The sequence below is a fragment of the Frankia tisae genome (genome assembly GCF_025403405.1).
Lineage (GTDB): Bacteria > Actinomycetota > Actinomycetes > Frankiales > Frankiaceae > Frankia > Frankia tisai.
The window spans coordinates 1-9,638 of record NZ_JANEZT010000267.1; the positions used below are offsets into that span (position 1 = coordinate 1).

Genomic DNA, 9,638 nt, shown 5'->3' on the forward strand with positions numbered 1-9,638 from the left:
GTCGGGCCCGTCGCGGCGGGCGGCGGGGGTTGCTGTTCTGCGGCGGTGATGGTGATTTCGGCGGTGGCCGCGGCGGTCCGGCCGTCGGCGAGCGTGGCGTTCACGGTGACGACGAAGCGGCCCGGGTTTGTCCAGGCGTGGGTCGCCCGGGCCCCGGAGGCGGTGCCGCCGTCGTCGAAGGTCCAGGTCGCGGTGCTCACCTCGGGGCCGTCGGTGGCCGCGCGGAACGTGACGGTCGCGCCGGTGGCCGCGGTGGCCGCGCTCGTCTCGATCGTCAGCGGGTTCGCGGCGGCGGGCGGTGGTGTGCCGGTGCCGGTGCCGGTTGCCGTGGCCGGCGGGGTCGAGCCGTTGCCCGGGGGCGGATTCTCGGTGGCCGGCCCGGAGACGCCGCCGGGCTGGCCGAGTGAGTCTCCCGTGGCGGCCGGCGGCACGGCACGCGGTGGACTGGATGACCGGGCCGGGCCTGGGGTGGCCGCAGAGCCGCCGCCGGTGCCCGGCGCGGCCGGGGCAGCGGGCGCGGCTGGGACGGCGGGCGCGGCTGGGACGGCGGGCGCGGCTGGGACGGCGGGCGTCGGCGTCGGTCGTGGCGCCGGTCGTGGCGTCGGCGTCGGTCGTGGCGTCGGCGTGGGGATCGCGCCGGTCGGGCTGGTGGCCGGGCCGTTGCCGGCGTCGCCACCCGACCCCGCGCCGCCGGAGCCGGTGTCGCTCGCCGTTCCGTTGGCTCCGACGGTGGCATCGGCACCGTACTTGTGTGCCGCCGTTACGGATCCGTCGACGCGGATGACCCCGGCCGCGCTGCTGGCCGGGTCGTTGTAGAACACGAAGCCGCCCTGCGGCTGCAGGTCGAAGCGGCGGTGTGCTGGGAGCACGCGGGGAGTGGCCAGCACCCGGCCGGCGGCCAGGTCCACAACGTGCACGGCGCCGGAGGTGAAGTCGGGGACGAAGACCCGGTCTGCGACCTCGACCGGCGCGCCCAGCTCGTGGCCGGCTGCGGCGAGATCGACTACGGACTGGCAGCGATGCTCGGCGAGATCCGCGACCATCAGCACCCCGCGGGTGCCGACCGCCGCATACACGCGGGGTGTGTCCGGCGCGCCCGTGACCTGGGTGCTGGCGTCGCCGGGCGCGATGTCCAGGCAGGTCGGCCGTTCCAGCCGGCCGCCGGCGGAGATGGGGGTGATCCGCCGCTCGGCCAAATCGACCAGGGCCGGGTGCCCGTCGGCGAGCACGAGCCGGGTCCGCGCCGGGTCGGTGCCGGCCCGCTGGTCGTGGCGGGTGGTGCCGTCGAGCCAGACGAGGTTGCCGGTGACCGCGTCGATGAGCCAGAGCCGGCCGTCGGCGTCGACGACCCCGCCGTCGGTACCGACCCGGGCCGCCAGGGACTGCCGCCCCCGCACGGCGAGGCTCGCCGGGTCGGCGGTGGTGACCACGCCGGAGCGCCCGTCGACGAGGTAGAGCGAGCCGGAGCCGACGAACAGCTCGCCCGCGCGTCCCGTTGCGGCCAGCCCGGGCCGCCGGTTCCAGGTGTAGGACGCGCCGCTGATCCGGCCGACGACGCCGGCCGAGCCGTCCACCACGTAGGCGTCGAGGTCGGACTGGGTCGCCTGGAGGGAGCCCGCTGGCAGGCCAGGACGACCGACCGCCACCTGGGTCACCACCTTCGCCGACGCACCGTCGACAAGCGCGACCTGCCCGACGGCGTCGGAGACAAGCCAGGCCGCACCGGCGCGGAAGTCGATCCGGCGCTGGTGGGTACCGGTGGCGGAGCCGGCGACGACCAGCCCGGCCAGCAGCACGACTGCCGCGATCACGCATTCCACCCAGCGTGCGGTGGCCACGCGCCGCCAGCCGCGGCGGCTCGGGACGCCGCTAGCCACCGGAGCTCCCCGCCGCGGCCCGCAGGCGACCGCCCGGCGTGCGGTCCGCCCCGCCCGGACCGCGCGCCGCGCTGCTCGCCGCACCGCTCGCCGCACCGCCGCGGGTGGCGCGGGCGCCGAGCAGTGCGCGTGGGTCCAGCGCAGCGCGCAGCCGCCGCAGCCACGAGCCCTGTTCGCGCAGCCGGCGCCGTAGCAGGTCGCCCAGCTCCCAGGCCCGCGCCGCGTCGGCTTCGGCCGCGTCCTGCCGGCCGTACAGGGCGCGGGACAGCAGCGGTTCGAGTAGGCCCAGGGGCTCGATGACCTGGGGGCCCAGCACGGTCGCGTCGCCGACGACCTCGCTCGCCGAGCGGGAGCGCACCGGGGGCACGCCCCACTCCGACAGCCGGTCTCGCGCCTCCTGCCAGGCCGCGGCGACGCGCTGCCCCGGCGGCCCGGCCCGGCGTCGCCGCCGACGCCGCCGGGCCTTCTCGCCGACGACGGCGAGCGGGACGATCGCGAGCAGGGCCGCGAGGGCGACGAGCACTGCGACCGCGAGCTGGCGGGCCTGGTGGCCGGCGCCGGAGTGCGGCTGGTCGAGCCGGGGGATCGCCGACAGCTTCGGTGGCGACGGCGGGCTCGGCGGCGTGGGCGTGGGCGCGTTTGCCATCCCGCCGGCCGCCGTGCTCGCCGTGTCGGGCGGCTCCTCGTGGGACAGCCGGCTGGTGTCCGTCGGTTCGAAGGGGGTCCAGCCGATGCCGGCCAGGTACACCTCCGGCCAGGCGTGCGCCCGCGCCTGGCTGAGGGTGAACACGCCGCGGCCGCCGGCTGTGTCGGGACCCAGCAGATAGCCGACGGCGATCCGGGAGGGGAAGCCCTTGACCCGGGCGAGCAGCGCGAACGCGGCGGCGTGTTGCTCGGCGTAGCTGTGCCGCTCCCGTGGATCGTCGCTGGTCAGCAGGCGGCTCAGCGAACCGTAGGAGTGCCCCGGGCGACCGGCGAGGTCGTACGGGAACGCCGCCGGGTCGCGCAGGAACCGTTGCAGCGCGGTCAGCTCGGCGTAGGCGGTGCGGGCCCCGGCCGTCGCCCGGGCGGCGACCTGGACCAGAGCGGGCGGTAGCCCCGGCGGGATGGTCCGGTAGCGGGCGAGGTCCGGACCGGAGCCGGGGACCGCGTCGGCGAGTCGCCCGGCCCCGGGCGTGGGGATGGTCGCGGTGAGCTGGTACTGGTAGCTGCTCGCCGCCGCGGTGTGCACCAGCGTGCCGGTCCACGGGTCGAACGCCGCCGGCACGCCGGACAGCCGGATCGGCCGGCCGACCACGGGCAGCAGCGGCGTGTCCAGGCGATCGATCGTCACGTGCGCGTGCACCGTCACCGTCGGCCCGTCGGCGGCCAGGCCGCCGTCGGCGTCGGCGTCGCGTGGCAGCGTCGTGCCGGCCGACAGGTAGGCGTCGTGGTTACGCCAGCTTGCTCCGTCGAAATCGCCCAGCACGGCGGTCGTGACCCGGTCGACGGGCAGCCGACCCGTGGATGACGCGAGTGTCACGGTGCCCAACCGGCGCGGTGGGGACGCGGTGAGCTGACCGCGGACCTGTGCCAAAGGGTCGAGCTCGGCCACCGAGGTAACGGGTCGCGGGCGCAGCGTGCGGGGGTCGGCTCGGTCGTCGCTCGGCAGGGCCGCGGCGACAGCGGCGCCAACCAGTACGGCGACGAGAACGACCGGCAGGCCCAGCCCGAACGAACCCGCCGGGGACGCGCCGACCCCGCCACGCCGGTGCGCCCGCGCCAGAGCGAAGCCGAGTGACGCCAGTGCCAACACAGCGCCGGCGGCCGTCGCCCGGCGTTCGGCCCCGCCGAGCAACGCGACGGCGACGGCGAACGCAGCCCCAAGCGGCAGCAACGGCGCCAGCATCGCGCCGCCGAGCGCCGCCAGCGCCACCGCGGCCGCCGTCGCCAGCCACAGAACGAGGACTGGGACGACCAGCAACGTCGCCGTCGGATCACCCGGCAACCCAGCGGTGAGCAGGTTCGACCAGCCGCGGCGTAGACCGTTGACGGTGTTGGGCAGGCTGCCCACGGCCCGACCGTCGGCCCACCCGAACACGACGACGACCAGATAGCCGGCGAGTCCCGTGAGCATGACGCTGGCCAGCAGGTCCAGCCGCCGGGTTAGCCGCCCGGCCGCCGCGGTCAGCCCGGCCGGGACCAGCACGGCCCCCGCCAGCGGCGCCCACGCGCCGTGCCCGACGAACAGCCCGCCGAACGCCCAGCCGACGGCCAGCGCCGCGACCAGCAGCGACACCGCCTCGGCCAGCCGGTCCCAGGACGGCCGCCGCGCGCCGAGGCGGCCCAGAGCCCAGGCCCGGGCCGGTGCTGGGGCCGATGCTGGGGTCGATGCCGGGGGGAGACCGGACGTGGCCACGCCGCCGGCAGTCATCGCGCCGTCCGGTTCCAGGCCGCGGCAAACTCGTCGCTCGTCGCCGCGGCCACCGTGAAGGCACCGGGCACGACCGGCGCGGGCCCGCCCCGCCGCTCGCCGATCAGGGCGAGGCTGACCGTCGCGAACCGGCGTAGCGCCGGGCCGACGGCGTCGAGCATGGCCTGGCCCGGGGTGCCGGTGACGATGCCGAGCGCGGCGCCGTCGCCGTCCTGGCCGAGCCCGAGGAGCCCGGCCAGGCCCGGATCGCGCTCGGTGCGGACCGCCTCGGTGAACAGGTCCAGCAGCTCGCCGCGGGCGGACACGCCCCGCTCTGCCGCTGCCCGGGCGCCGCCGGTCGTGCGAACCTCGACGGGATGGCCGCCGTCGAACGCGGCGACGGCGAGCGAGGCGGCGACCCGGATCGCCGCCTCGAAGGAGGCGTCGGTGTAGGGGGCGGCGCTGGTGTCGAGCAGGACGAGCATCCGCGGCTCGTGCGGGACGACGTGGTGCCGGATCATGATCGTGCCGGTCCGCGCGGTCGACGGCCAGTGGATCAGCCGCAGGTCGTCACCGCGCTCGTACTCGCGCAGGCTGTGGAAGGCCACCCCGCCACTGGGCGCCAGTGCCGACGTGCGGCCGTCGACCTCGCGGGACCGCCCGGTCGGCAGCGGCACCAGCGGATGCAGCCGCGGGTACACCCACAGTCGCGCGTGCGACGGGTAGGACCGCCCGGCCCGGAACAGCCCGAGCGGGTCGCTGTGCCCGACGGTCAGCGGACCCACCGGGTGGACGCCGCGCCGGTGCGTCGGCAGTGGATAGTCGACGTCGCGGGCGGCGCCCGCGGCCAGGCTCGGCAGCGTCACCGCCACCCGCTCGTCCCCCACGGACTCGACGGCGACGAACGGCGGGCAGCGCCGGCGCCCGACGTTGGTCACCGACAGAACACCGCGGGCGTCGCCGTCCTCGACCACCCGGGCGGGTTCGATCCGCCGCACCACCCGGACCTGCGGCCGGGCGACCATCCACAGCGCGGCACCGGCGAGCACCACCAGGCCGGTGGCGCCGAGCCCGGCGAGCTCCGGGTAACGCAGCAGCGGCCAGCTCGCGAGCAGGACGACCGTGCCGATCAGCGCACCCCAGCCCGATCTTGTGATCATCTCCGGGCGGAGTAGCGGTCCGGCACCGGGACCGACGCAGTGATCCGAGCGAGGACGTCGGCGCCGGTCAGGCCGTCGAGTAGTGCCTCGGGCCGCATGATGATCCGGTGCCCGAGCACCGACGGGGCCAGCGCCTTCACATCGTCCGGGGTGACGAATGGCCGACCCGTGGCGGCGGCGCGGGCCTGCGCCGCGCGGGCGAGGGACAGCCCGCCGCGAGGGCTGACTCCAAGCCGAATCTGGTCCGCCCGGCGGCGCGTGTCGGCCACGATCAGGACGATGTAGTCGTACACCTCCGCGGACAGGTGGACGCCGCGGACGAGCTCGGTCATCCGCATCAGATCGGCGTTCGTGACGACCGGTTGGAGATCCTCCGGGCTCATCCCCCGGGTGCCGGCGGTGAGGATCTCGACCTCCGCCGCGTGGTCCGGGTAGCCGACCGCCGAGCGGATCATGAACCGGTCGATCTGGGCCTCCGGCAGCTCGTAGGTGCCGCCGTGCTCCACCGGGTTCTGCGTGGCGATCACTATGAAGGGCCGTGGCACCTGGTAGGTCGTCGAGTCGACCGTGACGCGGCGCTCCTCCATGACCTCCAGCAGCGCCGACTGGGTCTTCGGCGACGCCCGGTTGATCTCGTCGATGAGCACGATGTTCGCGAAGACCGGGCCCTCATGGAACTCGAAGGAGCGTGCCCCGGCGTCCCAGATCTGCACGCCGGTGACGTCGGAGGGGAGCAGGTCGGGGGTGAACTGCACCCGCCGGACCGTCCCGCTCACCGACTGGGCGACCGCCTTGGCCAGCGACGTCTTACCGACGCCGGGAACGTCGTCGATAAGTAGATGGCCCTCGGCATACATGCATAGCAGAGCACGCTCGACAACTTGAGGATTGCCCCGGAAGAATCCGGAGATGTTGGCGGCGAGTCGCTGATGCTGCCGCGAAAACCAATCGGCGTCCGCCGCGGAAGTCTCCACTATTCCCCCTGCTGCGCTACCTCCCCGGATTGCGCCATGTCAGGCTAACACGCGACAGGTGGCGGTCGGCGCTCGCCGGCTGGTACCGCTCTCCGGTGGCGAACCGGAGAATCGGCGCGTAGCGGGTGTCCCGAGCCCGGCACCGCCGTGCTCGACGCCCAGATCGTCACGTGCCCGGGCGTGTGGAGCGCGAGGTTGTCGTTGTCCTGCACCTTCAGCACGGTGCTGGGGCCGGGCGTCCCGCTCGCCCAGACGGTCCGGCGCATACACCACCAGGCTCCCGGCGTCCTGAAGCGGACCAGATCACCGTTGTCGTGCATCCGTCAGGGCCCGGCGCCTGTCCGGCGAGTGGATGCTCTCTGCGGGGTGGAACGTTTCCCCCACGCGAAGGGTCGTCCGCCGGTCCTCGGCATTAACGGTGGGTGCCGTCGGCAGTACTGCCGTTCCCGCGGGCGCCGCATCTAACAAAATCCCAGCGCAAGAATTTTGCGTGCAGCAGCGCAAGGAGGCTCAGCGAGCCGCCCACGGGCCGACGCCGCCGACGCGGTCGATCGAGTAGCGCAGGATGAAACCGTCGCCCTTCGGGGCCGGGAATTCGGCGTCCGGGCTTATGTAGACCTTCGCCAGGCCGTTCAGCAGGTCCCAGGTACCGCTGCTGGCCGTGACGGTGGCCGTCGCGTGCAGGACCGCGTACTCGGCGAGGAAGGCTCCCGGCACCCGCGGCGCGTCGAAGGAGAGCACCACGCGGGGATCGCGCTCCACATTGCGCACCTTCACATGGCGGCCCATATGACCGCTGACGACGTCGTCGCCGTCCAGGCCGATCCAGATGACGCTCACCTGGGGGCTGCCGTCAGCATTGATCGTCGACAGGTGCGCGAGCGGACCGCTGGAGATCAGGTCGCGGAGCTCCGGCGTCAGTAGCGTCATCCGTCCGATGCTCCCATCGACGTCGATCAGTGAAGATCAGCCTAGCATCGGCCGGTTGGATTCCCCAGTGCATGACGCCGAAGCATGCGGCGGTCGGTCGGTGTCGCTCAGCGGGTGTCGCTCAGCCGGCCTCGGCGCCGGTGGCGACGGGACGGCCGGGCAGGTTCGACCACTGGGACCAGGAGCCCGGGTAGAGCGCCGCGGGGTGGCCGGCGATGGCCAGCGCCGCGACCTCGTGGGCGGCGGTCACACCCGAGCCGCAGTACACCCCGACGGGCCGTTCGCCGCCGACGCCGAGCGCCGCGAACCGGCGGGCGAGCTCGGCGGGGGAGCGGAACGTCCCGTCGGCGCCCAGGTTGTCCCCGGTCGGGGCGCTGTGCGCGCCGGGGATGTGGCCGGCGACCGGGTCGATCGGCTCAACCTCGCCGCGGTAGCGTTCGCCGGCCCGGGCGTCCAGCACGATCCCGTCGCGGGCCAGCGCGGCGACCCCGTCGGCGTCGAGCGTCGGCAGCGCGCCGGGGACGAGGGTGATGTCGCCGGGCTGCGGACGCACCGGCGCGGTCTGGACCGCCCCGCCCGCGGCCGTCCAGGCGGCGAGCCCGCCGTCGAGGATCAGTACCGGCTCGACCGACGCCCAGCGCAGCAGCCACCAGGCCCGCGCCGCCGACATCGCGCCCGAGTCGTCGTAGACGACCACGGTGTCCCCGGCGGACAGCCCCCAGCCGCGGGCGGCCCGCTGCAGCGCGGCCACATCCGGCAGCGGATGGCGGCCCTGCTCGGGCACGGGCGGCGCGGCGAGCTCGGTCTCCAGGTCGACGAAGACGGCGCCGGGGATGTGCCCGGCCAGGTAGCCCTCCCGCCCGGGCGGGCCACCGAGCTGCCAGCGGGCGTCGAGCACCCGCGGGGGCCGCGCGGAGTCGAGGAGCCGGGCCAGGCCCGTCGCGGAGATCAGCACATCGCTCATGCCCCGGACGCTACCGGCCTGGGCGGTGCGTCGCCGCCGGCCTGCCAGGACGGTCGGCGGTGCGCAGGGCCGGCGGTGGGCAGAAAGTCGGGATCACCAGCTCTCGCCAGGGCGTGAACGGCATGCGGTGATTTGTCGCCCAGGTCGGATCCGTGCGAGGCTCGGCGCGATGGCGATCGGGGTCGACGGGGTGCGGGTCGGGCACTGGACCGACCCGGTGGGCGTGACCGGATGCACGGTGGTGGAGCTGCCGGCGGGCACGGTCGCCTCCGCGGAGGTGCGGGGCGGCGCGCCGGCCTCGCGCGAGCTTGACGCCCTGGCACCGCAGATGGCACTTGCCAGCATCGACGCCGTGGTGCTGACCGGCGGTTCGGCGTTCGGGCTGGCCGCCGCCGACGGGGCGATGCGCTACTACGCCGAGCGCGGCCGGGGCGTGCCCACGAGCGGCGGCCCGGTGCCGGTCGTCCCGGCGCTGGCCCTGTTCGACCTCGCCGTCGGCGATCCCACCGCCCGGCCGACCGCCGACGCCGGCTATCTCGCCGCGCGGGCCACCCAGGGGGAGCAGGTGCTGTGCGGCCGGGTCGGTGCCGGCACGGGGGCGTATGCGAGCCAGTGGCGTGGGCCCGAGCACCGCCGTGCCGGGGGGCTCGGGCATGCAGAACGGTGCCGCGGCGAGGTCACCGTTGCCGCGTTGTGCGTGGTCAACGCGTTCGGGGATGTCGACCACGGTGGCGACCCCGTCCCGCTCGACGCCGCGGAGTCGCAGTGGCGACCGTTCGACCTCGCCGCCGGACGCACCCACACCACGATCGGGGTCGTCGTCACCAATGCCCGCCTGGACAAGATGAACTGCCTGCTGGTCGCGCAGGGTGCCCACGACGGGTTGGCACGAGCGATCACACCCCCGCACACCCGGCTCGACGGGGACGCCTTCGTCGCAGCGGCGACCGGCCGGGTCGAGGCCGATGTCGATCTCGTCCGCCTGCTCGCTCTGGCCGCGGTCACCGCCGCCATTCGCTCCGTCGACCGCATGCCCTGACGCGGCCCCATCGCCGAGACAAAGGCTGGGGTGTCGACGGGAGACGAGCAGGTGCAGGTTCATCTGCGCAAGCTTGAGCGGGTACCGAACGGTCAGCCCGCCGAAATCGGCGGGCGCCTCGCCAAGATGCAGACCCGGCTTCAGTCCGTGGAGCGGATCCTCAAGGACGCCAGGTGAGGACTTTTCTCGCCACCGTGCAGGGCGTGCGTGGCCCTACTGCGTCGACGGTCAGCGCGTGGGCCGACGGTCAGCGCGTGGGTCGACGGGGCCGGCGGGTGTGCCGCACGGGGGCCGCTACGGGC

8 protein-coding genes are annotated in these 9,638 nt (G+C 75.0%); 2 read left to right on the forward strand and 6 right to left on the reverse strand.

The genetic code is table 11. The features are described 5' to 3' along the window. From NBZ85_RS32775 to NBZ85_RS22015, 6 genes are all read right to left on the reverse strand, one after another. Nucleotides 1-1,877 (reverse strand): PKD domain-containing protein (locus tag NBZ85_RS32775; protein WP_261562519.1); only part of this gene is annotated, 1,877 nt, incomplete at its 3' end. Next, nucleotides 1,870-4,290 carry a transglutaminase-like domain-containing protein gene (locus tag NBZ85_RS21995; protein WP_261558729.1) on the reverse strand — a complete coding sequence of 807 codons (2,421 nt, stop codon included), beginning with the start codon at nt 4,288-4,290 and terminating at the stop codon, nt 1,870-1,872. The genes NBZ85_RS32775 and NBZ85_RS21995, both read right to left, overlap by 8 nt. Next, nucleotides 4,287-5,429, reverse strand: a complete 1,143-nt coding sequence (locus NBZ85_RS22000; RefSeq protein ID WP_261558728.1) for a DUF58 domain-containing protein — start codon at nt 5,427-5,429, stop codon at nt 4,287-4,289. Before NBZ85_RS22000 ends, NBZ85_RS21995 begins: the two co-directional genes overlap by 4 nt. Then, the gene (locus NBZ85_RS22005) at nt 5,426-6,406 is read right to left on the reverse strand and encodes an AAA family ATPase (protein ID WP_372517773.1); all 981 of its coding nucleotides are present in this window, start codon (nt 6,404-6,406) and stop codon (nt 5,426-5,428) included. The genes NBZ85_RS22000 and NBZ85_RS22005 overlap by 4 nt, the downstream gene beginning before the upstream one ends. A gap of 507 nt (nt 6,407-6,913) precedes the next feature. Then, on the reverse strand, nt 6,914-7,333 hold the full coding sequence (locus NBZ85_RS22010; protein ID WP_261558727.1) for a PPOX class F420-dependent oxidoreductase: 420 nt from the start codon (nt 7,331-7,333) through the stop codon (nt 6,914-6,916). A 121-nt stretch (nt 7,334-7,454) separates the two neighbouring features. Next, entirely contained in the window at nt 7,455-8,297 is an 843-nt protein-coding gene (locus NBZ85_RS22015; protein WP_261558726.1) for a sulfurtransferase, read from the reverse strand. Between the two features lie 169 nt (nt 8,298-8,466). On the opposite strand from NBZ85_RS22015, the gene NBZ85_RS22020 reads away from it, so the two are divergent. Further along, the gene (locus tag NBZ85_RS22020) at nt 8,467-9,336 is read left to right on the forward strand and encodes a P1 family peptidase (RefSeq protein ID WP_261562520.1); all 870 of its coding nucleotides are present in this window, start codon (nt 8,467-8,469) and stop codon (nt 9,334-9,336) included. A gap of 30 nt (nt 9,337-9,366) precedes the next feature. Next, nucleotides 9,367-9,513, forward strand: a complete 147-nt coding sequence (locus NBZ85_RS22025; RefSeq protein ID WP_261558724.1) for a hypothetical protein — start codon at nt 9,367-9,369, stop codon at nt 9,511-9,513. Nucleotides 9,514-9,638 lie beyond the last annotated feature (125 nt).

Excerpts from the sequence above, each read along its gene's own strand:
- NBZ85_RS22015 (WP_261558726.1), bottom strand. The coding sequence starts at position 8,297 with ATGAGCGATGTGCTGATCTCCGCGACGGGCCTGGCCCGGCTCCTCGAC.
- NBZ85_RS21995 (WP_261558729.1), bottom strand. The coding sequence starts at position 4,290 with ATGACTGCCGGCGGCGTGGCCACGTCCGGTCTCCCCCCGGCATCGACC.
- NBZ85_RS22010 (WP_261558727.1), bottom strand. The coding sequence starts at position 7,333 with ATGACGCTACTGACGCCGGAGCTCCGCGACCTGATCTCCAGCGGTCCG.
- NBZ85_RS22020 (WP_261562520.1), top strand. The coding sequence starts at position 8,467 with ATGGCGATCGGGGTCGACGGGGTGCGGGTCGGGCACTGGACCGACCCG.
- NBZ85_RS22000 (WP_261558728.1), bottom strand. The coding sequence starts at position 5,429 with ATGATCACAAGATCGGGCTGGGGTGCGCTGATCGGCACGGTCGTCCTG.